At 64.1% G+C, this 315-nt stretch carries 1 protein-coding gene; it reads right to left on the reverse strand.

All coding sequences use genetic code 11. The features are described from left to right. Positions 1 to 315: amino acid ABC transporter ATP-binding protein (locus tag C7I85_RS30350; RefSeq protein ID WP_146149034.1), on the reverse strand; the 315-nt coding region annotated here is incomplete at both ends.

Raw genomic sequence — 315 nt, forward strand, 5'->3', positions numbered from 1 at the left:
GGTCCATGAAGATCACCCGGTTGGCGACCTTGCGCGCAAAGCCCATCTCGTGCGTCACGCACAGCATGGTCATGCCCTCTTCGGCCAGCCCCACCATGGTCTCCAGCACCTCCTTGATCATCTCCGGATCGAGCGCCGAGGTCGGCTCGTCGAACAGCATGATGCGCGGGTTCATGCACAGCGAGCGCGCGATCGCCACGCGCTGCTGCTGGCCGCCCGACAGCTGGCCGGGGTACTTGTTGGCCTGCTCGGGGATCTTCACCCGCTTGAGGAAATGCATGGCGATCTCCTCGGCCTGCTTCTTGGGCATCTTGC

Origin of the sequence: Pseudaminobacter soli (ex Li et al. 2025) (genome assembly GCF_003012705.1) — a bacterium.
In the GTDB taxonomy this organism is placed as follows: domain Bacteria; phylum Pseudomonadota; class Alphaproteobacteria; order Rhizobiales; family Rhizobiaceae; genus Pseudaminobacter; species Pseudaminobacter soli.